At 68.3% G+C, this 22,593-nt stretch carries 21 protein-coding genes and 5 tRNA genes; 22 read left to right on the plus strand and 4 right to left on the minus strand.

The window, feature by feature from the left end; translation table 11 throughout:
* Positions 1–73: 73 nt before the first annotated feature.
* Positions 74–412, minus strand: a complete 339-nt coding sequence (locus ACEJ41_RS03095; protein ID WP_374013338.1) for a DUF2069 domain-containing protein — start codon at positions 410–412, stop codon at positions 74–76.
* Complete coding sequence (wrbA, locus tag ACEJ41_RS03100) at positions 412–1,005, minus strand: NAD(P)H:quinone oxidoreductase (protein WP_374013339.1); 594 nt, start codon at positions 1,003–1,005, stop codon at positions 412–414. The genes ACEJ41_RS03095 and wrbA overlap by 1 nt, the downstream gene beginning before the upstream one ends.
* An 89-nt stretch (positions 1,006–1,094) precedes the next feature.
* Here wrbA and ACEJ41_RS03105 point away from each other — a divergent pair, with 89 nt between their 5' ends.
* Positions 1,095–2,375 (plus strand): YihY family inner membrane protein, encoded by a 1,281-nt coding sequence (locus ACEJ41_RS03105; protein ID WP_374013340.1) that lies wholly within the window; start codon positions 1,095–1,097, stop codon positions 2,373–2,375.
* A gap of 3 nt (positions 2,376–2,378) precedes the next feature.
* Complete coding sequence (locus tag ACEJ41_RS03110; RefSeq protein ID WP_374013341.1) at positions 2,379–3,023, plus strand: TlpA family protein disulfide reductase; 645 nt, start codon at positions 2,379–2,381, stop codon at positions 3,021–3,023.
* Here ACEJ41_RS03110 and prfA read toward each other — a convergent pair.
* Together prfA and hemA are read right to left on the minus strand one after the other, a co-directional pair.
* Positions 2,965–4,047: a peptide chain release factor 1 gene (gene prfA, locus ACEJ41_RS03115; RefSeq protein WP_374013342.1), complete on the minus strand. Its 1,083-nt coding sequence runs from the start codon at positions 4,045–4,047 to the stop codon at positions 2,965–2,967. The genes ACEJ41_RS03110 and prfA overlap by 59 nt on opposite strands.
* The gene (hemA, locus tag ACEJ41_RS03120; RefSeq protein ID WP_374013343.1) at positions 4,019–5,317 is read right to left on the minus strand and encodes a glutamyl-tRNA reductase; all 1,299 of its coding nucleotides are present in this window, start codon (positions 5,315–5,317) and stop codon (positions 4,019–4,021) included. The genes prfA and hemA overlap by 29 nt, the downstream gene beginning before the upstream one ends.
* A 61-nt stretch (positions 5,318–5,378) precedes the next feature.
* Here hemA and ACEJ41_RS03125 point away from each other — a divergent pair, with 61 nt between their 5' ends.
* From ACEJ41_RS03125 to rpoB, 20 genes are all read left to right on the plus strand, one after another.
* Entirely contained in the window at positions 5,379–7,109 is a 1,731-nt protein-coding gene (locus ACEJ41_RS03125; RefSeq protein ID WP_374013344.1) for a tetratricopeptide repeat protein, read from the plus strand.
* Positions 7,106–7,762 carry a lipoprotein insertase outer membrane protein LolB gene (gene lolB / locus ACEJ41_RS03130; RefSeq protein WP_374013345.1) on the plus strand — a complete coding sequence of 219 codons (657 nt, stop codon included), beginning with the start codon at positions 7,106–7,108 and terminating at the stop codon, positions 7,760–7,762. Before ACEJ41_RS03125 ends, lolB begins: the two co-directional genes overlap by 4 nt.
* Positions 7,759–8,631 carry a 4-(cytidine 5'-diphospho)-2-C-methyl-D-erythritol kinase gene (ispE, locus tag ACEJ41_RS03135; RefSeq protein ID WP_374013346.1) on the plus strand — a complete coding sequence of 291 codons (873 nt, stop codon included), beginning with the start codon at positions 7,759–7,761 and terminating at the stop codon, positions 8,629–8,631. The genes lolB and ispE overlap by 4 nt, the downstream gene beginning before the upstream one ends.
* A gap of 3 nt (positions 8,632–8,634) precedes the next feature.
* Positions 8,635–8,711: transfer RNA gene (locus ACEJ41_RS03140), tRNA-Gln, on the plus strand.
* Positions 8,712–8,823: 112 nt separating this feature from the next.
* Positions 8,824–9,783, plus strand: a complete 960-nt coding sequence (locus ACEJ41_RS03145) for a ribose-phosphate diphosphokinase (RefSeq protein WP_374014051.1) — start codon at positions 8,824–8,826, stop codon at positions 9,781–9,783.
* 83 nt (positions 9,784–9,866) lie between these two features.
* The gene (locus ACEJ41_RS03150; RefSeq protein WP_374013347.1) at positions 9,867–10,487 is read left to right on the plus strand and encodes a 50S ribosomal protein L25/general stress protein Ctc; all 621 of its coding nucleotides are present in this window, start codon (positions 9,867–9,869) and stop codon (positions 10,485–10,487) included.
* Between the two features lie 53 nt (positions 10,488–10,540).
* Positions 10,541–11,122 carry an aminoacyl-tRNA hydrolase gene (gene pth / locus ACEJ41_RS03155; RefSeq protein WP_374013348.1) on the plus strand — a complete coding sequence of 194 codons (582 nt, stop codon included), beginning with the start codon at positions 10,541–10,543 and terminating at the stop codon, positions 11,120–11,122.
* A gap of 74 nt (positions 11,123–11,196) precedes the next feature.
* Positions 11,197–12,288 carry a redox-regulated ATPase YchF gene (ychF, locus tag ACEJ41_RS03160; protein ID WP_374013349.1) on the plus strand — a complete coding sequence of 364 codons (1,092 nt, stop codon included), beginning with the start codon at positions 11,197–11,199 and terminating at the stop codon, positions 12,286–12,288.
* Between the two features lie 103 nt (positions 12,289–12,391).
* Positions 12,392–12,477: transfer RNA gene (locus ACEJ41_RS03165), tRNA-Tyr, on the plus strand.
* Between the two features lie 70 nt (positions 12,478–12,547).
* Positions 12,548–12,621: transfer RNA gene (locus ACEJ41_RS03170), tRNA-Gly, on the plus strand.
* 39 nt (positions 12,622–12,660) lie between these two features.
* Positions 12,661–12,736: transfer RNA gene (locus ACEJ41_RS03175), tRNA-Thr, on the plus strand.
* Positions 12,737–12,831: 95 nt separating this feature from the next.
* Positions 12,832–14,022 carry an elongation factor Tu gene (tuf, locus tag ACEJ41_RS03180; protein ID WP_374013350.1) on the plus strand — a complete coding sequence of 397 codons (1,191 nt, stop codon included), beginning with the start codon at positions 12,832–12,834 and terminating at the stop codon, positions 14,020–14,022.
* 104 nt (positions 14,023–14,126) lie between these two features.
* Positions 14,127–14,202 (plus strand) — tRNA-Trp (locus tag ACEJ41_RS03185).
* Positions 14,203–14,262: 60 nt separating this feature from the next.
* A complete protein-coding gene (gene secE, locus ACEJ41_RS03190) occupies positions 14,263–14,676 on the plus strand; it encodes a preprotein translocase subunit SecE (protein ID WP_374014052.1) in 414 nt (137 codons plus the stop codon).
* A gap of 13 nt (positions 14,677–14,689) precedes the next feature.
* Entirely contained in the window at positions 14,690–15,247 is a 558-nt protein-coding gene (gene nusG, locus ACEJ41_RS03195; protein ID WP_374013351.1) for a transcription termination/antitermination protein NusG, read from the plus strand.
* A gap of 199 nt (positions 15,248–15,446) precedes the next feature.
* The gene (rplK, locus tag ACEJ41_RS03200) at positions 15,447–15,875 is read left to right on the plus strand and encodes a 50S ribosomal protein L11 (RefSeq protein ID WP_374013352.1); all 429 of its coding nucleotides are present in this window, start codon (positions 15,447–15,449) and stop codon (positions 15,873–15,875) included.
* A gap of 4 nt (positions 15,876–15,879) precedes the next feature.
* A complete protein-coding gene (gene rplA / locus ACEJ41_RS03205; protein ID WP_374013353.1) occupies positions 15,880–16,578 on the plus strand; it encodes a 50S ribosomal protein L1 in 699 nt (232 codons plus the stop codon).
* A 363-nt stretch (positions 16,579–16,941) separates the two neighbouring features.
* Entirely contained in the window at positions 16,942–17,478 is a 537-nt protein-coding gene (rplJ, locus tag ACEJ41_RS03210; RefSeq protein WP_374013354.1) for a 50S ribosomal protein L10, read from the plus strand.
* Between the two features lie 55 nt (positions 17,479–17,533).
* Positions 17,534–17,908 (plus strand): 50S ribosomal protein L7/L12, encoded by a 375-nt coding sequence (rplL, locus tag ACEJ41_RS03215; protein WP_374013355.1) that lies wholly within the window; start codon positions 17,534–17,536, stop codon positions 17,906–17,908.
* 446 nt (positions 17,909–18,354) lie between these two features.
* Entirely contained in the window at positions 18,355–22,509 is a 4,155-nt protein-coding gene (rpoB, locus tag ACEJ41_RS03220; RefSeq protein WP_374013356.1) for a DNA-directed RNA polymerase subunit beta, read from the plus strand.
* Positions 22,510–22,593: the final 84 nt, after the last annotated feature.

Below are 22,593 nucleotides of genomic sequence, written 5' to 3' on the forward strand. Positions count from 1 at the left end.
CGCGGTACCGGGCCGAGGACGCCGCGCCGCGCGCTCCGGGCATTATCCGTGCATCACATGAACGCTGCGGCGGTCAGCGTGCACGCCCGAAGCGCGCGCGCAGGCCCGCCCAGCTCGAGGCTCCGACCACCATCAGCGAAAGCAGTATTTCGCCCCAGGCAAAACCGGCGCGCTCCGGATGGGCCCAGGCGCTCATCACGCCGTGGCTGAACCAGAACAGGGCCAGCACGCCGGCCCAGAATGCCGCCCGCCGCCCGCCGCGCCAGCACGGCACGGCTAGCAGCAGGGGCGGCACGGCGAATACCAGCAGCGCGGCGGCCGCATGGCGGTCGTCATGGAACCAGGCCAGATACAGCACCGCCAGCAATGCCAGCGCGGTTCCCAGCAGACGTTGCGCGGTGCGCGGCGCCATCAGCGCACCAGCCTTGCAGCAATGTCGGCCAGGCGCCGGCCCAGGGCGCGGGCCAGCGCGGCTTCCTCCTCGCTGGGCTGCGGGTCGTCCTGCCCGCCGGCCACATGGCTGGCACCGTAGGGCGTGCCGCCGGTGCGGGTGCTGCTGAGCAGCGGCTCGGTATACGGGATGCCGACGATGAGGCAGCCGTGGTGCAGCAGCGGTACGTGCATGGTCAGCAGGGTCGATTCCTGGCCGCCGTGCTGGGTGGCGGTGGAGGTGAACACGGCCGCCGGCTTGCCGGCCAGGGTCCCGCTGGCCCACTCGCCGCCGAGACCGTCGAGGAAATGCTTGAGCGGCGCGGCCATGTTGCCGAAGCGGGTGGGGCTGCCCAGCGCCAGGCCGACGCATTCGGCCAGGTCGTGCGGTTCCACGTAGGGAGCCCCGTCCTCGGGCACCGGCGCGGCCGTCTGCAGGGTCACCGCCGCCACCGGCGGCACGGTGCGCAAGCGGGCCTGCATTCCCGGCACTTCCTCCACGCCGCGTGCGATCTGGCGGGCCAGGCGGGCGACCGAGCCGCCACGGCTGTAGTACAGGACCAGGATTTCAGCCATCGGACGGGTTCCGCGCGTCGGGAGGGCGCCAGTATCGGCGATCCGGGCGGCGATGCGGCCAGCGCCGCGCATCGGGTAGGCTTGCGCCGGTGGGCATCATCGACACCGCCATCCGCTGGAGCGAACGTGTGCGCGACCGCGCCCGTGCAACCACGTTCGCCCGTTTCCTGTGGCGCCGCTTCCTCGATGATCGCCTGTTCCAGGCCGCTGCCGCGCTGGCCTATACCACCGCCTTCGCCCTGGTGCCGCTGGCGGTGGTGGTGTTCGGCGTGCTGGCCGCGTTCCCGGTCTTCGACCGCTGGAGCGACCAGCTCAGCCATTACGTGTTTTCCAACTTCGTACCCAGCGCCGCGCGCACGGTGGAGTCGTCGTTGCGCCAGTTCTCGGCCAGCGCCGGGCAGTTGACCGCGGCGGGCATGGCGGCCCTGGTCGCCTCGTTGCTGGTCACCCTCAACAGCGTGGAAAGCACCTTCAACCGGATCTGGCGGGTGGCCTCGGCGCGGCCGCGGCTGAGCCGCTACCTGGTCTACTGGACCGTGCTGACCCTGGGCGCGCTGCTGGCCGCCGCATCGTTGTCCATCTCCGCGCGCTTCTTCGCCCTGCCGCTGTTCGCTACTCCCGAGGGACGTTGGCTGGCGGATGCAAGCCTGCGCCTTGCGCCGGTCATGATCGAGCTGGCGGCGGTGATGCTGATGTACCGGGTGGTGCCGCACCACACGGTGCAGTGGCGCCACGCATTTGCCGGCGCATTGCTGGCCACGGTGTTGCTGGAAGCGGTGAAGGTGGGCCTGAGCCTGTACCTGGGCAGCTTCCAGACCTACCAGAAGCTGTATGGCGCGCTGTCGATCGTGCCGATCCTGATGCTGTGGATCTACCTGGGCTGGGTGGCGATCCTGCTTGGGGCATCGCTGGCATCCTCGCAGGCGGCGTTCCGCTACCAGCCCGCGTCGATGCGCTTGCCGCCCGGGTATGAGGCGTATGCGCTGTTGCGCCTGATCGGCCGCTTCCACCATGCCCGCCAGGAAGGCCGCGGCCTGCACGCCGACGAGTTGCTGGCGCTGGAGCCCCTGCTCACCGACTCGCTGCTGCAGTCGTTCCTGTGCCAGTTGGCCGATATCCGGATCCTGCGCCGGGATGAACTGGGCGAATGGCTGCTGGCCCGTGACCTGGACCGCCTGACCCTGGCCGAGCTGTATGAGGCCTGCCAGCTGCGCATCCCGGTCGGCGAGGCCTGGCTGCCCTGCCATGACGATCCACTCGGTGCCGCGGCAATCGGGGTGATCGATGACTTGCGCCTGCCGCTGCGCGACGTGCTCAAGCGTCGCATGGGCGACCTGTATCCCGATTCCAGCCAACCTCCCGGAGCCTGACCCATGCGCCTGCCCCTCATCGCGCTGCTGTTTCCCTTGCTGCTTGTGGCCGCGTGCGAACGTGCGCCGCAGGCGGCGCCGGCACCTGAGGCCGCCACGCCCGCCGCAGCCGGGCCTGCGCCTGCCGCCGCCGAAACACCCGCTGACGACGGCGCGACTCCCGGTGTGGTCGAGAAGACCGCCGAGATGCCGCAGTTCTCGGGCACCACCGTGGATGGCCGGGCGTACGACCTTGCCGCGCATCGCGGCAAGTGGGTGGTGGTGAACTTCTGGGCCACCTGGTGCGCGCCCTGCCTGAAGGAGATGCCCGAGCTGTCGGCCCTGCACGCCATGCGCGAGGAAGTGGAAGTCGTGGGCCTGGCTTACGAGGACATCGAGCTGGAGGACATGCGCCAGGTGTTGGAAAAGCGGCCGGTGTCCTATCCCATCGTGATCCTGGACCCGTACGATCCGCCGCAGGATTTCGCCACCCCGCGCGGCCTGCCGACCACCTACCTGATCGCGCCGGACGGCCGTGTCGCCCATCACTTCCTCGGCCCGGTGACCGCGGCCGACCTGGAGGCGGCCATTGCCGACGGGGGCGCTTCCTTCAATCCGCAGTCAGCCGCGCCAGTTCGTCGGCCTGGTGTTCCTGCTGCAGGCGCGTGACCAGGGACTCCAGGCCGCCCTCCAGCACCTCCGGCAGGTCGTATACGGTCAGCCCTTCCACCCGGTGGTCGGTGATCCTGCCCTGCGGGAAGTTGTAGGTACGGATGCGCTGGCTGCGGTCCCCGCTGCCCACCTGCAGCCGCCGGCTCTGCGCCTGCGCGGCCTGCTGGCGGCTGCGCTCGGCGTCCAGCAGTTGTGCCTTCAGGCGCTTCATCGCCTTGTCGCGGTTGGCGTGCTGGCTGCGCTCGGTCTGGCTCTCCACCACCGTGCCGGTGGGCAGGTGGGTGATGCGGATGGCCGAGTCGGTCTTGTTGACGTGCTGGCCGCCGGCGCCGGATGAGCGGAACGTGTCGACCTTCAGGTCGGCCGGGTTGATGGCCACGTCCTCGACCTCGTCGGCTTCCGGGATGATCGCCACGGTCGCGGCCGAGGTATGGATGCGGCCCTGCGACTCGGTGGCCGGCACCCGTTGCACGCGGTGGGTTCCGGATTCGAACTTCAGCTTCGAGTAGGCGCCACGGCCGACGATGCGCGCCACGATCTCCTTGTGCCCGCCATGTTCGCCGGGGTTTTCCGATTCCACGTCCACCTTCCAGCCTTGGCGCTCGGCGTAGCGGGCGTACATGCGGAACAGGTCGCCGGCGAAGATCGCCGCCTCGTCGCCGCCGGTGCCGGCACGCACTTCCAGGAACAGGTTGCCTTCGTCGCGCGGGTCACGCGGCACCAGCAGCAGGGCCAGGTCGCGGTCCAGCGCATCCAGGCGTGCACGCGCGGCCGCGATTTCCTCTTCGGCCAGTTCGGCAAGCTCCGGATCCGGGCGCATCGCCTCGGCGGCGGCCAGGTCGGCCTTGGCGCGCGCCTCCTCCGCCAGCGCGACCGCCACCGGCTCCAGTTGCGCGAACTCGCGCGACAGGGTGCGGAAACGTGCGTTGTCCGCCGCCGCGCCAGGGTCGGCGAGCAGGCGTTCCAGTTCCTCGCGGCGCTCGGCCAGCGCTTCAAGCTTGCGGCGCAGGCTCGGGGTCATCGGAAGATTGGGTATCAAGGCAGGAGCGGACGTCGCCGGGCAGGGCCGGGAACAGGCGTTCGGCGGCACGGGCCAGCTCGGCGTCGCCGCTGAGCGCGGCTTCGCGCAGGGCTGCGGTGGGCGGGTGCAGCAGCCGATTGGTCAGGGTGTGGGCAAGGAACCGCAGCACTTCGTCCGGATCGCGGCCACCGGCCAGTTGCTGGCGGGCCCGGGCCAGGATCTCCTCGCGGGTGCTTTCGCCCTGGGCGCGCAGGCGCTTGAGCGTTTCCTGGCGGCCAACGGCCCGCGCCGCTTCCATGTAGCGGGCCACCTGCAGGTCGATGATCGCTTCGGCCGCTTCGGCCGCTTCGTGGCGCCCGCGCCGGTTGTCCTGGACCGCACGCTCCAGGTCGTCGACCGTGTACAGGTAGGCGTCGGCCAGGGCGGCCACGTCCGGCTCGATGTCGCGTGGCACGGCCAGGTCGAACAACAGCACCGGCTTGCGCCGGCGCGCCGAAAGCGCCGCTTCGACCTGGACCCTGCGCAGCACCGGTTCACGGCTGGCGGTGGCGGAGAACACCACGTCGGCCTCGGCCAGGTGGCGGTCCAGCTCGGCCAGCGGCAGGGCGTAACCGCCGTGGCGGCCGGCCAGGTCCTGGGCGTGGGCGAGGGTGCGGTTGGCCACCAGCAGCCGGCCGACGCCGCCCTTGACCAGGTGCCGGGCGGCCAGCTCGATGGTTTCGCCGGCGCCGACCAGGAGCACCGTCGAGCCGGGCAGGTGGGCGAAGGAATCCTGCGCCAGGCGCACCGCGGTGGATGCCACCGAGATCGGGTTCACTCCGATCCGGGTGTCGGTGCGCGCGCGCTTGGCCACCGCGAACGTCTGCTGGAACAGGCGGTCAAGGCGGGTGCCCAGGGCGCCGTGCTGGCGCGCCAGTGCCCATGCCTCCTTCACCTGGCCCAGGATCTGCGGCTCGCCCAGCACCATCGAGTCCAGTCCGGTCGCCACCCGGAACAGGTGGCGCACTGCATCGGCTTCGCTGTGCCGGTACAGGTAGCCGCCGAGGCCGGGCGCATGCGCATCCAGCCATTGCTCCAGGGCCGCGCCGTCGCCGGCCACCGCGTAGATTTCGGTGCGGTTGCAGGTGGACAGCAGCGCCGACTCGGCCACCCCGGGCAGGCCCTGCAGCGAGGCCAGCGCCGTCGCCAGCGCATCGCCGGCAAAGGCGACCCGTTCGCGCAGGTCAACCGGCGCGGTCTGGTGGTTCAGTCCGAGGAGCCACAGCGTCATGTTCAGGTGCTTGCGCTAATCTGCTGGCTTTGGTTTGGGCCGCCATTTTACGGCCCGGTGGGTGCCAATGCCCGTATCGATCCTTTCCGCCCGCATTGCCGGGAGCACGCCGGACCGCCGCGCAGGCTCGCGCAGGCGCCTGCGCAGCCTGCTGTGGCTGGCGCTGGCGCTGGCGCCGGCAGCCGTTGCGGCACCCGGCGATACGCTCTCGCCGTTGATGGCGGGCGAGTTCGCCCTGCAGGCCGGACAGCTCGATGAAGCCGCGCGCTGGTATCTGCAGGCGGCCCGGTCCACCCCAGAAGACGCGGCCGTGGCCGAACGCGCCACCCGGATCGCGCTGCTGGCCAACGACGATGGCAGTGCCGCGCAAGGATTGCGGCTGTGGCGGCAGCGCGCGCCGCAGTCCAACGAGCTGCGCGCGGCCACGGCCACCCTGGCCCTGCGCCAGGGCAGGCTGCGCAAGGCCCGTCGTGAACTGGACGCGCTGCTGCGTTCGCCTGATCCGCGCAACTGGCAACACGCCCGTTTGGCCCTGGCCGGGGGGCGCGATCCGCAGCGGGTGGCGCGGGTCCTGGGCTGGCTGGTCGACGATGGCGCCATTCCGAACGAACTGCGTGCCTGGCAGGAATTCGGGCAACTGGCACTGGGCCTGGACGATGCGGCGCTGACCCGGCGCATCATCGACCAGTTGGCCGCCCGCTTCCCCGAGGAGCCACGGGTGGCGGTGCTGCGCGCCAGCCAGCTGCAGCATGCCGGCCGGGAGCAGGAAGCCCGGGAGATGCTGCGCCAGGCCGAGCCGCGCGCGGCCGACGATCCGGAAGTGCGTGCCCTGCTGGCCATGGCATACGAATCGCTGCGCGACTATGGCGAGGCGGCACGGGTCATGGCCCTGGGCGCGCAGGACACCTTCACTTACGGCACCCGCGCCGGGCTGCTGGCACGCAGTGGCGATACCGCCGTGCTGGCCGCGCTGTACGCGGAGCTGGCCGACGATGCGGCACGGCCTGACCCGGCCCGACGCCTGCTGCTCGGGCGCATGGCCGAATTCCTCGGGCGCCCGGCCGAGGCGGTGGAGTGGTATCGCGGGGTGCCCGGCGGGCCGCAGCGGCACGAGGCGCGCGCGCGTACGGCCGTTGCGCTGCATGAGCTGGGCCGCACCGACGAAGCCTACGCAGAGGCGCGTGCATTGCAGGAGGAGAGTGCGGCGTCAACCGGGGTGCGGCGTGACGCCTACCTGCTGGAAGCCGAATTGCGCCACCGCGCGGGCGAGGGCGATGCCGAGCTGGACGTACTGGACCGCGGCCTGGCCGCCTGGCCGGACGACACCCAGCTGCTGTACGCCCGTGCGCTGGCATTCGAACGCCGGGACCGCATCGATCGCGCCGAGGCGGACCTGCGCCGGCTGCTGGTGTCCGAGCCGGAGAACGTGGCTGCGCTCAACGCCCTCGGATACACCCTGGCCGACCGCACCAGCCGCTACCAGGAAGCCCTGGAACTGATCGACCGCGCCCGCGCCGCCGACCCGGACGACCCGGCCATCATCGACAGCCACGGCTGGGTCCTGTACCGGCTGGGACGCCACGCCGAGGCGCTGGTCGAACTGCGCCGCGCCTGGGGAATGCTGAAGGATCCTGAAGTGGCCACGCACTTGGGCGAGGTGCTGTGGACGCTGGGCCGCCGCGAGGAGGCGCAGAAGTACTTCGACGAAGCCGCCAGGCTCGATCCGGCCAACCGCGCCCTGCGCCGCGCCCTGCTGCGCTTCGGCCTGCCGCTGCCGGAGCCGGAGCCATGAGCCGTCGCGTCCTGCGCGCCAGCACGGTGATGGTGGTCCTGGCCGTGGCCGGTTGCACCACCGCACCGCCACGTCCGGCCCCGCCGCTGGTGGCTCTGGAGCAGGTTTCCGCCGAGGCGCGCCAGGATGAGGCGGCGCGGCGTGCCTGGCTGCAGGCCCGCCCGGACTGGACATTCGAAGGCCGGGTGGCGATTGCGCGTGGCAGTGACGGTGGCAGCGGCCGGGTGGACTGGCGCCAGGACGGGACCGCATACGAGGTCCGGCTCAGCGCCCCGGTCACGCGCCAGGGCTGGCGGCTGCTGGGCGACACCCGCGGCCAGGGTGCCCGCCTGGAAGGGCTGGGCGGCGGCCCGCGCGAAGGCGAGGATGCCGAACGCCTGCTGCGCGAGGCTGCCGGCTGGGAGATTCCAGTCACCCTGCTGGCCGACTGGGCGCGCGGCATCGAAGCGCAGGGCGCGCACCCGGAAGTGGCCCTGTATGCGGCCGACGGCCGCCTGCGCCAGCTGCGCCAACAGGGCTGGACGATTCACTACCGGGACTGGTCCGGGCAAGGTGCCGACGGCCAGCCGCCGCTGCCGCGCCGGATCGAGGCCGACAACGGCACGGCGCGGGTGAAGCTGCTGGTGGACCACTGGGAGTTCGACCCACCATGACCGCACCCCCGTGCGCAGGCTGGTCGGAGTGGCCGGCCCCGGCAAAGCTGAACCTGTTCCTGCGCATCACCGGCCGTCGCGACGACGGATACCACGACCTGCAGACCGTCTTCCGGCTGCTGGACTGGGGCGACCGGATCCGGCTCAGGGTCCGCGGCGACGGCCGGATCGAGCGCCACGGAGGGCTGCTGCCCGGCGTGGCCGCTGACGAGGACCTGGCCGTGCGGGCCGCGCACCTGCTCAGGCAGGAGGCCGATTGTCCCCATGGCGCGGACATCGTCGTCGAAAAGCGCATCCCCCTGGGAGGCGGCTTCGGCGGTGGCTCGTCGGACGCTGCGACCGTGCTGTGCGCCCTGGACCGGCTCTGGGGCCTGGACCTGGGCGAGGACCGGCTGGCCGCGCTGGGGTTGCGCCTGGGTGCGGACGTGCCGGTGTTCGTGCGCGGCCGCAGCGCCTGGGCCGAGGGCCTGGGCGAACGGCTGGTTCCGCTGGACCTGGCGCCGGCCTGGTACGTGCTGGTTGACCCGGGTGTACACGTGGCCACCGCCGAGCTGTTCTGCAGCCCGGATTTGACGCGTCATGCCCGGCCCGCGAAAATAGCCGACTTCGTTGCGGGAACGGTGCTCGACAATGCGTTCGAGCCGGTCCTGCGCCGCCGCGAACCGCCTGTGCAGGCGGCATTCGACGCGCTGGCGCGGATTGGCCTGCCGCGCCTGACCGGCACTGGCAGCGGATGCTTCGTCGAGTTCGTTGATCGCGCCGGTGCGGATGACGCACTGGCGCGGTTGCCGCGCGGGCTGCGCGCCTGGGTCGCGGCCGGCGTGACCGAGTCACCGCTGCGGGCCGCTCTGGCGCGTCCGCATGTGTAATCCAGGGGCGTCGCCAAGAGGTCCAAGGCACCGGGTTTTGATCCCGGCATTCGCAGGTTCGAATCCTGCCGCCCCTGCCAGGCTCGCCCGCGGCCTTTCGCGGGCACCGCGCCAAGGCGCGGCGCTCCACCAGGCCCAGTTTGTGGCCTTCCATCCGCCCACTGACTGTAGCTGCCGCCGAAAATGAAGAAGATGCAAGAAGATCGCAACCTGCTCATCTTCACCGGCAATGCCAACAAGTGCCTGGCTGCGAGCATCTGCCGCGAACTGGGCGTGCGCCCGGGCAAGGCGCTGGTCACCACGTTCTCCGACGGTGAGGTCCAGGTCGAGATCGAGGAGAACGTGCGCCGCCAGGAAGTGTTCGTGATCCAGCCCACCTGTGCGCCGGCGGCCGAGAACCTGATGGAACTGCTGGTGCTGATCGACGCGCTCAAGCGCGCCAGCGCCGCCAGCGTCACCGCCGTGGTGCCGTACTTCGGCTACTCGCGCCAGGACCGCCGCCCGCGCTCCTCGCGGGTGCCGATCACCGCCAAGGTCGCGGCCAAGATGTTCACCTCGGTCGGGGCCGACCGGGTGCTCACCGTCGACCTTCACGCCGACCAGATCCAGGGCTTTTTCGACATCCCGGTCGACAACGTATACGCTTCGCCGCTGCTTCTGGCCGACATCTGGCGGGCGCACGGCACCGAGAACCTGATCGTGGTGTCGCCGGACGTGGGTGGCGTGGTCCGCGCCCGTGCCGTTGCCAAGCGCCTGGACGACGCCGATCTGGCGATCATCGACAAGCGCCGGCCGCGCGCGAACGTGTCCACGGTGATGAACATCATCGGCGACGTGTCCGGCAAGACCTGCGTGCTGGTGGACGACATCGTCGATACCGCCGGCACCCTGTGTTCGGCCGCCGTCGCGCTCAAGGCGCAGGGCGCGACCAAGGTGGTCGCGTACTGCACCCATCCGGTGCTGTCCGGCCCGGCGGTGGACAACCTCACCGGCTCGGAGCTGGACGAGCTGGTGGTGACCGATACGATCCCGCTGTCGCCGGCCGCGCGCGCCTGCGACCGCATCCGCCAGGTCAGCGTGGCCGAGTTGCTGGCCGAGACCATCCGCCGTATCGCCTTCGGCGAGTCGGTCAGCTCGCTGTACGTGGATTGAAGCGTTCCCATTCGGCTCCTCTGGTCGCGGAAGAGCCACCCAAGCCGCTGCAAGGCGGTTCATCAACCTAGGTAGTGAAGAAAATGGCAATTCATGTGATCAACGTCGAACGTCGCGAGGACGAGGGCAAGGGTGCGAGCCGCCGCCTGCGTCGCGACGGCAAGGTGCCGGCCATCGTGTATGGCGGCGAACTCAAGCCGGTCGGCATCCAGCTGGACCACGAAAAGCTGTGGCTGGCCAGCCAGAACGAGTGGTTCTACTCCTCGATCCTGGACCTGAGCCTGGGCGGCGACGTGCAGAAGGTCCTGCTGCGCGATCTGCAGCGCCACCCGTACAAGCAGCAGATCCTGCACGTGGACTTCCAGCGCGTGAACGAGAACGAGATCCTGCGTGCCGCCGTGCAGCTGCACCTGGTCAACGGCGAGAAGTCGCCGGCCGGCAAGATCGCCGGCGTGGTGATCATGCACGAGCTGACCGAAGTGACCGTGTCCTGCCTGCCCAAGGACCTGCCCGAGTCGATCCAGGTCGACCTGTCCGACCTGGCGGTCGGCGCGGTGGTCCATCTGTCCGACCTGAAGCTTCCGGCCGGCGTGGAAATCCCGCAGCTGAAGCTGGGCAAGGAGCACGACGTGGCCGTGGTCGTGGCCAAGCACGCGCGTGTCGAGGAAGAGCCGGCCGCCGACGCGGACGAAGAGCAGAAGTAAGCGTTGCCGCTTCCGCCCGGTCCGCCGGGCGGAAGCCGCGGTGCCTTCCTGGAATGGCTGGACTTCGCCTCATCGTCGGGCTCGGCAACCCCGGGCCGGAGCATGCCAACACCCGGCACAACGCCGGGTTTCGTTTGGCCGATGCCCTGGTCGCGCGCTCGGGCGCGCGCTTCGGGCTGGAGCCGAAGCTGTTCGGCGAGACCGCCAGGGTCGACCTGGGCGATCGCAGCGTGTGGGTGCTCAAGCCGGCCACCTTCATGAACCTGTCCGGCAAGTCGGTGGCCGCCGCGCTGCGGTACTGGAAGTTCGCACCCGACGAAGCGCTGCTGGTACACGATGAACTGGACCTGCCGCCCGGCGCGGCACGGCTGAAGTTCGATGGCGGCCACGGGGGCCAGAACGGCCTGCGCGACACCATCACCCACCTGGGCCATGGCGGGTTCCACAGGTTGCGCATCGGCATCGGCCATCCCGGGCACAAGGATCGCGTCACCAGTTGGGTCCTGGGCCGCGCCGGCAAGGACGACCAGATCCTGATCGACCGCGCCATCGACGATGCCATCGACGTGCTTCCGCTGGCCGTGGCGGGCGACGTCAACGAGGCGATGAAACGGCTGCACACGAGCAGGGATTAGTGATTGGGGATTCGGGATTGGCGCGTACGCCGGCAATCCCGAATCCCGAATCCCCAATTCCGGATCTCATCAAGATGGGCATCAAATGCGGCATCGTCGGCCTGCCGAACGTCGGCAAGTCGACCCTGTTCAACGCGCTGACCAAGGCGGGCATTGCGGCCGCCAACTTCCCGTTCTGCACGATCGAGCCGAACGTGGGCGTGGTTCCGGTGCCGGACCCGCGGTTGAACCAGTTGGCGCAGATCATCAATCCGCAGAAGGTCGTGCCGACCGCCGTGGAGTTCGTGGACATCGCCGGCCTGGTCGCAGGCGCGGCCAGCGGCGAGGGCCTGGGCAACAAGTTCCTGGCCCACATCCGCGAGGTCGATGCGATCACCCACGTGGTGCGCTGCTTCGAGCACGGCGACATCATCCATGTCGCCGGCAAGGTCGATCCGATCTCCGACATCGACACCATCGACACCGAGCTGGCCCTGGCCGACCTGGACAGCGTGGAGAAGGCGCTCAACCGCGCCGAGCGCGCGGCCAAGGGCGGCGACAAGGAGGCGATCGCACGCAAGCCGGTGCTGCTCAAGCTGCAGGCCGCGCTGGCCGAGGGCCGGGCCGGGCGCCAGGCCGGTCTGGACGACGAGGAGAAGGCGCTGGTGCGCGACCTGTTCCTGCTCACCCTCAAGCCGGTGCTGTACATCGCCAACGTGCTCGAGGACGGCTTCGACGACAACCCGCACCTGGAGTCCGTGCGCGCGCGTGCCGCCGCCGAGGGTGCCGAGGTGGTGCCGGTGTCGGCGGCCATCGAGGAGGAGCTGGCGCAACTGGACGACGCCGACCGTGACGCCTTCCTGGCCGACCTCGGCCTGGACGAGCCGGGCCTGAACCGGGTGATCCGTGCCGCCTACAAGCTGCTGGGCCTGCAGACGTACTTCACCGCCGGGGTGAAGGAGGTCCGCGCCTGGACCGTGAAGGCCGGGGCCACCGCGCCGCAGGCCGCCGCGGTGATCCACACCGACTTCGAAAAGGGCTTCATCCGGGCCGAAACCATCGCCTTCGACGACTTCATCCGGTACAAGGGCGAGGCCGGAGCGCGCGAGGCCGGGCGCATGCGCCTGGAGGGCAAGGAATACCGGGTCCAGGAAGGCGATGTGCTGCATTTCCGCTTCAACGTCTGACCTTGCCGCCGGAGCGCGCCGATGCGTTGACATCGGCTTCGGGGGTGGTCAGAATTGAGGGCTGTTTCACCCCGGTTGCATTTGTTGGCCGGCGGGAAATTCCGGAGGGATACCCAAGCGGCCAACGGGGGCAGACTGTAAATCTGCTGGCTTACGCCTTCGGTGGTTCGAATCCACCTCCCTCCACCAGGTTTTTGCAGTGCGGTACCGGAACATCGTGGCAACACCCGGAGCGGTCGGCCGGGTAGCGGTTCCCCTCGCGGGAGTAGTTCAATGGTAGAACCTCAGCCTTCCAAGCTGATGGTGCGGGTTCGATTCCCGTCTCCCGCTCCATTGCGCCGCGCCCGTTGTTCCATGCAGTAGCAGTTTCACGCTCACGTAGCTCAGTCGGTAGAGCACCTCCTTGGTAAGGAGGAGGTCGAAGGTTCGATTCCTTTCGTGAGCACCATCTTCTCCGTCGCCCCTGCGGGTGGCGGACACGCGGGAAGCCCTTCACCCGGGCTACCGGTTCCAAGACAACCCCGATATCGAGAAGAAGCAGCCATGGCCAAGGGTAAGTTCGAGCGCACCAAGCCCCACGTGAACGTGGGCACGATCGGTCACGTTGACCACGGCAAGACGACGCTGACGGCGGCGCTGACGAAGATCGGCGCTGAGCGTTTTGGCGGCGAGTTCAAGGCGTACGACCAGATCGACATGGCGCCGGAAGAGAAGGCGCGTGGCATCACGATCTCGACCTCGCACGTGGAGTACGAGTCCCCGACGCGCCACTACGCGCACGTGGACTGCCCGGGTCACGCCGACTACGTGAAGAACATGATCACCGGTGCTGCGCAGATGGACGGCGCGATCCTGGTGTGTTCGGCCGCTGACGGTCCGATGCCGCAGACGCGCGAGCACATCCTGCTGGCCCGCCAGGTGGGCGTGCCGTACATCGTTGTCTTCCTGAACAAGGCGGACATGGTGGACGACGCCGAGCTGCTGGAGCTGGTGGAGATGGAAGTACGCGAGCTGCTGAGCAAGTACGACTTCCCGGGCGACGACACCCCGATCGTGAAGGGTTCGGCGCTCAAGGCGCTGGAAGGCGACCAGTCCGAGATTGGCGTGCCGGCGATCCTGCAGCTGGTGGAGGCACTGGACACCTACATCCCGACGCCCGAGCGCGACGTGGACAAGGCGTTCCTGATGCCGGTGGAGGACGTGTTCTCCATTTCGGGTCGCGGCACGGTGGTGACCGGGCGCATCGAGCGCGGGATCATCAAGGTGGGCGACGAAGTGGAGATCGTGGGCATCCGTCCGACGGCCAAGAGCACGGTGACGGGCGTTGAGATGTTCCGCAAGCTGCTGGACCAGGGCCAGGCGGGCGACAACGCGGGCCTGCTGCTGCGCGGCACCAAGCGTGACGAGGTGGAGCGCGGCCAGGTGCTGTGCAAGCCGGGTTCGATCAAGCCGCACACCGACTTCGAGGCCGAGGTGTACGTGCTGAGCAAGGACGAGGGTGGCCGTCATACCCCGTTCTTCAAGGGCTACCGTCCGCAGTTCTACTTCCGCACCACCGACATCACCGGCGCCTGCGAGCTGCCGGAGGGTGTGGAGATGGTGATGCCGGGCGACAACGTGAAGATGGCGGTGTCGCTGATCAACCCGGTGGCGATGGACGAAGGCCTGCGCTTCGCGATCCGCGAAGGCGGCCGTACCGTCGGCGCCGGCGTGGTGGCCAAGATCATCAAGTAAGCCCATGCGGACCCCCGGCGACGGGTTCGCCGGAAAGCGCGAAGGGCGGGCCGGAACCACGGTCCGCCTTCGCCGTCTAAGGGAAGGCAAGGTTTCAGCAACGTACGCCAGTAGCTCAATTGGCAGAGCAGCGGTCTCCAAAACCGCAGGTTGGGGGTTCGAGTCCCTCCTGGCGTGCCACTTCCCGACAAGCCTGCGGCCGGCTTCCAGGGCCGCAACGGTAACGAGAGCGACAGCCACTTGAACAGCAAGACCGATTCGGCCCAGTCCACCGCCAGCAGTGGCGAGGTCATCAAGTACGTGCTGGCCGCACTGCTGGTGCTTGCCGGCCTGTTCGTCTGGTTCTGGTTTTCCTCGCCCGAGCGCGGGGCCGGGCTTGGCGACTGGTCCGGTCCGCTGCGCGGACTGGCGGTGGCTGCCGGCGTGGTGGCGGGCGCCCTGGTATTCCTGACCAGCCAGCGCGGGCACGACCTGCGCGAGTTCCTGGCCGAATCGCGCTTCGAGTTGCGCAAGGTCGTCTGGCCGACCCGCCAGGAGGCCACCAGCATGACCTGGGTCGTGATTGCCGTGGTGGTGATCCTGAGCCTGATCCTGGCCGGCTTCGATTTCGTCGTGAAGTGGGCGATCGAACTGTTCCTGAACCTGGGTCGCTGAGGAGAATGTCGCAGTGAAGCGCTGGTACGTGGTCCACGCCTATTCCGGTTTCGAGAAGTCCGTCGCGCAGGCGTTGCGCGATCGCATCGTGCGCGCCGGCATGGAAGACCGTTTCGGCGATGTGCTGGTGCCGACCGAAGAAGTGGTGGAGATGCGTGCCGGCCAGAAGCGCCGTTCCGAGCGCAAGTTCTTCCCGGGCTATGTCCTGGTGCAGATCGAGACCCACGACGAGGCTGGCATCCCCCGCATCGACAGCGAGAGCTGGCACCTGGTCAAGGAGACCTCCAAGGTCATGGGTTTCATCGGCGGTACCGCCGATCGCCCGCTGCCGATCAGCGATGACGAGGCCGATGCAATCCTGCAGCGCGTGCAGGAAGGCGTGGAGAAGCCGCGCCCGAAGGTGCTGTTCGAGCCGGGCCAGATGGTCCGGGTCAACGACGGCCCGTTCAACGACTTCAACGGCGTAGTCGAGGAAGTCAACTACGAGAAGAGCCGCCTGCGCGTGGCGGTGCTGATCTTCGGCCGCTCAACCCCGGTGGAGCTGGAGTTCGGCCAGGTCGAGAAGGCCTGACCGGCGCGGCCTGCGCCGCGGCAAAAAGCTTGCTACAATGCCCGGCTTCCTGCCTGGAATCGCCGGGCATGCGCGTCGGCCGCCGTCCAGGCGGCCTCCTGCGTGATGTTTTCAAGTGTCGACGCGACGCCGGGACGCGTGAGTCCTTCCCGGAACGATGGGGAGCCCGCATGGGCGCTTGCACCCGGAGAGCATTGAAATGGCAAAGAAAGTCGTCGGTTACATCAAGCTGCAGGTGAAGGCCGGGCAGGCCAACCCCTCGCCGCCGGTCGGTCCCGCGCTGGGCCAGCGCGGCCTGAACATCATGGAGTTCTGCAAGGCGTTCAACGCCGCCACGCAGAAGCTCGAGCCGGGCCTGCCGATCCCGGTGGTCATCACTGCGTATTCGGACCGCACCTTCACTTTCATCACCAAGACGCCGCCGGCGACCATCCTGCTGAAGAAGGCCGCGGGGGTCACGTCCGGCTCCAAGCGCCCGAACACCGAGAAGGTCGGCAAGGTCACCCGCAAGCAGCTCGAGGAGATCGCCAAGGCGAAGGAGCCCGATCTGACTGCGGCGGATCTGGATGCAGCTGTACGTACCATCGCGGGCTCGGCCCGTTCGATGGGCCTGTCGGTGGAGGGCTGAGGACATGGCACTGAACAAGCGACAGAAGGCGATCAAGGCGGCGGTCGTGCCCGGCAAGGCCTACCCCATCGATGACGCGCTGAAGATCATCAAGGGCTTCACCAAGGCCAAGTTCGTCGAGGCCGTGGACGTGTCCGTGCGCCTGGGCGTGGACGCCAAGAAGTCCGACCAGCAGGTGCGCGGTTCGACCGTGCTGCCGGCTGGTACCGGCAAGAGCGTGCGCGTGGCCGTGTTCGCCCCGGCCGGCGCCAAGGCCGACGAGGCGCTGGCTGCCGGTGCCGACGCGGTGGGCATGGATGACCTGGCCGAGAAGATGCAGGCCGGCGACCTGAACTACGACGTGGTCATCGCCACGCCGGACGCCATGCGCGTGGTCGGCAAGCTCGGCACCCTGCTGGGCCCGCGCGGCCTGATGCCCAACCCGAAGGTCGGCACCGTGTCGCCGAACCCGGCCGAGGCGGTCAAGAACGCCAAGTCGGGCCAGGTGCGCTACCGCACCGACAAGGCCGGCATCATCCACACCACCATCGGCAAGGCCGATTTCGGTGACGATGCGCTGAAGTCGAACCTGCAGGCGCTGCTGCTGGACCTGATCAAGGCCAAGCCGGCGACCTCCAAGGGCACCTACCTGCAGAAGGTCTCGCTCAGCTCGACCATGGGCCCGGGCGTGACCATCGATCAGGCCTCGCTGAGCCTGAAGTAATCGTTTCATCCGCCTGGCGCGCGAGCGTCGGGCGGCATTTTGAGGGCGGTTGCCGGTTCACCCCGGCGACAGCCGTCAAAGACCGCAGGTGCGGTCGGCGCACATCGACGACGGGCATGGATGCTCGCACTGGCACGGATTCGCCGTCGATGCAGCGGGACTGCTTAATCGAAGGCCCGAAGGGGCCGGAAACCTGCGCAGATGGTGCCGCCTTCTGGAAGTTTTCCCGGTAGACCCGACTCGGGACGCCGGATCAGATGGCCAGCACCGGGATGCCCGAGGCATCCCCGGCGCGCACGGAAGGGCGCCGCCCAGGACCGCAAGCGGCAGGAGCCGCAAGCGGAGTGACTACGGAGGAGTGTTATGGCTCTCAATCTGTCCCAGAAGAAGGAAGTCGTCGCCGAACTGGCCGACGTCGCCGCCAAGGCGCACTCCCTGATCGCCGCCGAATACGCAGGCACCACGGTCGAGCAGATGACCGCGATGCGCAAGAAGGCCCGCGAGAACGGCGTGTACTTGAAGGTTGTCAAGAACACGCTGGCCGCGCGCGCCGTCGAAGGCACGGAGTTCGAGTGCACCAAGGAAGCGCTCGTGGGTCCGCTGCTGTATGCGTTCTCGACCGAGGAGCCCGGCGCTGCCGGTCGCCTGATCAAGGAGTTCGCCAAGGGCAACGACAAGCTGCAGCCGAAGGTGGTCGCCGTGGGTGGCCAGGTGTACCCGGCCAGCCATGTCGAAGTCCTGGCGTCGCTGCCGACGCTCGAGCAGGCGCTGTCCATGCTGGCCCGCGTCCTGGCCGAGCCGGCCACCATGTTTGCCCGCGCGGTCAAGGCCGTTGGCGAGCAGCAGGGTGGTGGCGAAGCTGCGCCGGCCGAACCAGCCGCTGCCGAAGCGGAAGCGTAAGCGCGTCGACGAACCCGCAACCCTTTCCAGAAAACATTTCAGAAGGTAAATCAAAATGTCCCTGTCCAACGAGCAGATCGTCGAAGCCGTCGCCGGCAAGACCCTCATGGAAGTGATGGAGCTGGTCAAGGCCATCGAAGAGAAGTTTGGCGTGTCCGCCGCCGCCCCGGTCGCCGTGGCTGCTGGCCCGGCCGCCGCCGGCCCGGCTGCCGAGGAGCAGACCGAGTTCACCGTGGTGCTGAAGGCCACCGGCGACAAGAAGGTCGAAGTCATCAAGGCCGTGCGTGCCATCACCGGCCTGGGCCTGAAGGAAGCCAAGGACCTGGTCGAAGGCGCACCGAAGGACGTCAAGGAAGGCGTGTCCAAGGACGAGGCCGAGAAGTTCAAGAAGGACCTCGAGGCTGCCGGCGCCACCGTCGAGCTCAAGTAATGCATCGGGCCGTCGGCGCCACATGGCGTCGGCGGCCTTGCCGGTGCGTCATCCCATGTCCCTGCGAGTCCAGCGTTGCTGGTTTTCCGGCATATCGACTTGATCGAAAGAACAGAAGGGATTGAATGATCAGCCATTCGGCTGCTGCAACGCGCTTCCCGCTCCGGCGGGAATGAAGGCAACAGGCCAAGGCTGGGGGCGGATGCTCCCGGCCTTTGGTCGTTACGGATCCAGCAACCCGGCGTGACCAGGTTGCGGACCGGCGGGACCCGGGCTTGACCCGGCGCAACACAGCCAAACCCAGTTTCCCCGCATGCGGAGCTGGTAGTCGGAAGTAGCGAGAGATGGCGTGCTGGTGCCGGCAATACCAGCGACTCCCGACTGACAGCTTCACGTATTCCCCCGAGCCGCGGACGCGCGGCCCGCACTGCCAAAGGTGGTAGACCATGACGTCCTATTCGTTCACCGAAAAGAAGCGCATCCGCAAGGATTTCGGCAAGCAGCGCTCGATCCTGGAAGTGCCGTTCCTGCTGGCCATCCAGGTCGACTCGTATCGTGATTTCCTGCAAGCCGACACCGATTCGGCCAAGCGCCGCGAACAGGGCCTGCACGCCGCCCTGAAGTCGGTGTTCCCGATTTCCAGCTACAGCGGCAATGCCGCGCTGGAGTACGTCGGCTACAAGCTGGGCGAGCCCGTGTTCGACGAGCGCGAGTGCCGCAACCGCGGCCTGTCCTACGGTGCCCCGCTGCGCGTGACCGTGCGCCTGGTGATCTACGACCGCGAGTCGTCCACCAAGGCGATCAAGTACGTCAAGGAGCAGGAGGTCTACCTCGGCGAGATCCCGCTGATGACCGAGCACGGCACCTTCATCGTGAACGGCACCGAGCGCGTCATCGTCTCGCAGCTGCACCGCAGCCCGGGCGTGTTCTTCGACCACGACCGCGGCAAGACCCACAGCTCGGGCAAGCTGCTGTACAGCGCCCGCATCATTCCCTACCGCGGCTCCTGGCTGGACTTCGAGTTCGACCCGAAGGACGCCCTGTACACCCGTATCGACCGCCGTCGCAAGCTGCCGGTGACGATCCTGCTGCGCGCGCTTGGCTACAACAACGAGGAAATGCTGCGCGCATTCTTCGAGATCAACACCTTCCACATCAACCCGGACGAAGGCGTGCAGCTGGAGCTGGTGCCCGAGCGCCTGCGCGGCGAGACCCTGGGCTTCGACCTGGCCGACGGCGAGAAGGTGATCGTCGAGGCCGGCAAGCGCATCACCGCGCGCCACGTGCGCCAGCTGGAGCAGTCGGGCATCACCGCGCTGGCGGTGCTGGACGAGTACCTGCTGGGCCGGATCCTGGCCCATGACGTGGTCGATGCCAGCACCGGCGAGTTGCTGGCCGCCGCCAACGACGAGATCACCGACGAGCACCTGGTGGCATTCCGCAAGGCCGGTGTGGACAGCGTCGGCACCCTGTGGGTGAACGACCTCGATCGTGGCCCGTACCTGTCCAACACCCTGCGCATCGACCCCAGCCGCACCCAGCTGGAGGCGCTGGTCGAGATCTACCGGATGATGCGTCCGGGCGAGCCGCCGACCAAGGAAGCGGCGCAGAACCTGTTCCACAACCTGTTCTTCACCTTCGAGCGCTACGACCTGTCGGCCGTTGGCCGGATGAAGTTCAACCGCCGCGTCGGTCGCAAGGACGTGCTCGGCCCCGCCGTGCTGTTCGATTCCAAGTACTTCGGCGAGCGCAATGACGAGGAGTCCAAGCGGCTGGTCGCCGCCCAGGGCGATACCTCCGACATCCTCGACGTGCTGCGCGTGCTGACCGAGATCCGCAACGGTCGCGGCGTGGTCGACGACATCGACCACCTGGGCAACCGCCGCGTGCGTTCGGTCGGCGAAATGGCCGAGAACGTGTTCCGCGTCGGCCTGGTCCGCGTCGAGCGCGCGGTCAAGGAGCGCCTGTCCATGGCCGAGTCCGAAGGCCTGACCCCGCAGGAGCTGATCAACGCCAAGCCGGTGGCCGCCGCGATCAAGGAGTTCTTCGGCTCCTCGCAGCTGTCGCAGTTCATGGACCAGAACAATCCGCTGTCCGAAGTCACCCACAAGCGCCGTGTCTCGGCCCTGGGCCCGGGCGGCCTGACCCGCGAGCGCGCCGGCTTCGAGGTGCGTGACGTGCACCCGACCCATTACGGCCGCGTCTGCACCATCGAAACCCCGGAAGGCCCGAACATCGGCCTGATCAACTCGCTGGCCGTATTCGCCCGCACCAACCAGTACGGCTTCCTGGAGACGCCGTACCGCAAGGTCGTGGACGGCATGATCACCGACGCGGTCGATTACCTTTCGGCGATCGAGGAGAACGAGTACGTCATTGCCCAGGTCAATGCCGCCCATGACGGCAAGGGCAAGCTGACCGAAGCCTTCGTCCCGTGCCGCCACCAGGGCGAGTCGCTGCTGAAGCCGGCCTCGGAAATCCACTACATGGACGTGTCGCCGATGCAGACCGTGTCGGTCGCCGCGGCGCTGGTTCCGTTCCTGGAGCACGATGACGCCAACCGCGCACTGATGGGCGCCAACATGCAGCGCCAGGCCGTGCCGACGCTGCGCGCCGAAAAGCCGCTGGTGGGCACCGGCATCGAGCGTGCGGTGGCGCGCGACTCGGGCGTGACGGTGAACGCCCGCCGTGGCGGTGTGATCGAGCAGGTCGATGCAGGGCGCATCGTGGTCAAGGTCAACGAGGTCGAGATCTCCGGCGAACACGACGCCGGCGTGGACATCTACACCCTGACCAAGTACACCCGTTCCAACCAGAACACCTGCATCAACCAGCGCCCGCTGGTGCATGTCGGTGACCGGGTGGCGACCGGCGACGTGCTGGCGGATGGTCCCTCGACCGACATCGGCGAGCTGGCCCTGGGCCAGAACATGCTGATCGCGTTCATGCCGTGGAACGGCTACAACTTCGAGGACTCGATCCTCCTGTCCGAGCGCGTGGTCCAGGAGGACCGCTACACCACGATCCACATCGAGGAGCTGACCTGCGCGGCCCGCGATACCAAGCTGGGTCCGGAAGAGATCACCGCCGATATCCCGAACGTGTCCGAGCATGCGCTGGGCCGGCTGGACGAGTCCGGCGTGGTGTACATCGGTGCCGAGGTGCGCGCCGGCGACATCCTGGTGGGCAAGGTCACGCCGAAGGGCGAGAGCCAGCTCACCCCGGAAGAGAAGCTGCTGCGCGCGATCTTCGGCGAGAAGGCTTCCGACGTGAAGGACAGCTCGCTGCGCGTGCCGCCGGGCATGGACGGCACCGTCATCGACGTGCAGGTCTTCACCCGTGACGGCATCGAGAAGGACAAGCGCGCCAAGCAGATCGAAGAATCCGAGATCAAGCGCGTCAAGAAGGACTTCGACGACCAGTTCCGGATCCTGGAAGCGGCGATCTATGCGCGCCTGCGCTCGCAGATCGTGGGCCAGGTCGCCAATGGCGGCCCCGGCCTGAAGAAGGGCGACACCATCTCCGATGCCTACCTGGATGGGCTGAAGAAGGCCGACTGGTTCGCCCTGCGGATGAAGGACGAGGATGCCTCCGACGCCATCGAGCGCGCACAGAAGCAGATCGCCGCGCACGAGAAGGAGTTCGAGCGCCGCTTTGCCGACAAGCGCGGCAAGATCACCCAGGGCGACGATCTGGCCCCGGGCGTGCTGAAGATGGTCAAGGTGTTCCTGGCGGTGAAGCGCCGCATCCAGCCCGGCGACAAGATGGCGGGCCGCCACGGCAACAAGGGCGTGGTCTCCAATGTCGTGCCGGTCGAGGACATGCCGTACATGGCCAGCGGCGAGTCGGTGGACGTCGTGCTCAACCCGCTGGGTGTGCCGTCGCGCATGAACATCGGCCAGATCCTGGAAGTGCACCTGGGGTGGGCGGCCAAGGGCCTGGGTCGCAAGATCCAGCGCATGCTCGAGGCCCAGACCGCGGTGGCCGACCTGCGCAAGTTCCTCGAGGACATCTACAACCACGACCGCACCGCGGTAGGCGAGCGCGTGGACCTGTCGCAGTTCAGTGACGAGGAGCTGCTGGGGATGAGCCGCAACCTCACCGAGGGCGTGCCGATGGCCACCCCGGTGTTCGACGGTGCCACCGAAGCAGAGATCAAGCGGATGCTCGAGCTGGCGGAGCTGCCCAGCAGCGGCCAGACCGTTCTCCACGACGGCCGTACCGGCGAGGCGTTCGAGCGTCCGGTCACGGTGGGCTACATGCACTACCTGAAGCTCAACCACCTGGTCGATGACAAGATGCACGCCCGTTCGACCGGCCCGTACTCGCTAGTCACCCAGCAGCCGCTGGGCGGCAAGGCGCAGTTCGGCGGCCAGCGCTTCGGCGAGATGGAAGTCTGGGCGCTGGAAGCCTACGGCGCGGCCTACACCCTGCAGGAAATGCTGACGGTGAAGTCCGACGACGTGCAGGGCCGCAACCAGATGTACAAGAACATCGTCGACGGCAACCACGAGATGGTCGCCGGCATGCCGGAATCCTTCAACGTCCTGGTGAAGGAAATCCGCTCGCTGGCCATCAACATGGAGTTGGAAGACGAGTGAGGTCCGTAAACCGGAACCCGGGGGTTGGGGATTGGCGGCAGCCGTCCTCGACCACCTGAATTCCGGATCGACGCATACCGAATC

Origin of the sequence: Pseudoxanthomonas koreensis, assembly GCF_041890415.1 — a bacterium.
Taxonomy (GTDB): domain Bacteria; phylum Pseudomonadota; class Gammaproteobacteria; order Xanthomonadales; family Xanthomonadaceae; genus Pseudoxanthomonas; species Pseudoxanthomonas koreensis_A.

Excerpts from the sequence above, each read along its gene's own strand:
- ACEJ41_RS03095 (WP_374013338.1), bottom strand. The coding sequence starts at position 412 with ATGGCGCCGCGCACCGCGCAACGTCTGCTGGGAACCGCGCTGGCATTG.
- wrbA (WP_374013339.1), bottom strand. The coding sequence starts at position 1,005 with ATGGCTGAAATCCTGGTCCTGTACTACAGCCGTGGCGGCTCGGTCGCC.
- ACEJ41_RS03110 (WP_374013341.1), top strand. The coding sequence starts at position 2,379 with ATGCGCCTGCCCCTCATCGCGCTGCTGTTTCCCTTGCTGCTTGTGGCC.
- prfA (WP_374013342.1), bottom strand. The coding sequence starts at position 4,047 with ATGACCCCGAGCCTGCGCCGCAAGCTTGAAGCGCTGGCCGAGCGCCGC.
- hemA (WP_374013343.1), bottom strand. The coding sequence starts at position 5,317 with ATGACGCTGTGGCTCCTCGGACTGAACCACCAGACCGCGCCGGTTGAC.
- lolB (WP_374013345.1), top strand. The coding sequence starts at position 7,106 with ATGAGCCGTCGCGTCCTGCGCGCCAGCACGGTGATGGTGGTCCTGGCC.
- ispE (WP_374013346.1), top strand. The coding sequence starts at position 7,759 with ATGACCGCACCCCCGTGCGCAGGCTGGTCGGAGTGGCCGGCCCCGGCA.
- ACEJ41_RS03145 (WP_374014051.1), top strand. The coding sequence starts at position 8,824 with ATGCAAGAAGATCGCAACCTGCTCATCTTCACCGGCAATGCCAACAAG.
- ACEJ41_RS03150 (WP_374013347.1), top strand. The coding sequence starts at position 9,867 with ATGGCAATTCATGTGATCAACGTCGAACGTCGCGAGGACGAGGGCAAG.
- pth (WP_374013348.1), top strand. The coding sequence starts at position 10,541 with ATGGCTGGACTTCGCCTCATCGTCGGGCTCGGCAACCCCGGGCCGGAG.
- ychF (WP_374013349.1), top strand. The coding sequence starts at position 11,197 with ATGGGCATCAAATGCGGCATCGTCGGCCTGCCGAACGTCGGCAAGTCG.
- tuf (WP_374013350.1), top strand. The coding sequence starts at position 12,832 with ATGGCCAAGGGTAAGTTCGAGCGCACCAAGCCCCACGTGAACGTGGGC.
- rplK (WP_374013352.1), top strand. The coding sequence starts at position 15,447 with ATGGCAAAGAAAGTCGTCGGTTACATCAAGCTGCAGGTGAAGGCCGGG.
- rplA (WP_374013353.1), top strand. The coding sequence starts at position 15,880 with ATGGCACTGAACAAGCGACAGAAGGCGATCAAGGCGGCGGTCGTGCCC.
- rplJ (WP_374013354.1), top strand. The coding sequence starts at position 16,942 with ATGGCTCTCAATCTGTCCCAGAAGAAGGAAGTCGTCGCCGAACTGGCC.
- rplL (WP_374013355.1), top strand. The coding sequence starts at position 17,534 with ATGTCCCTGTCCAACGAGCAGATCGTCGAAGCCGTCGCCGGCAAGACC.
- rpoB (WP_374013356.1), top strand. The coding sequence starts at position 18,355 with ATGACGTCCTATTCGTTCACCGAAAAGAAGCGCATCCGCAAGGATTTC.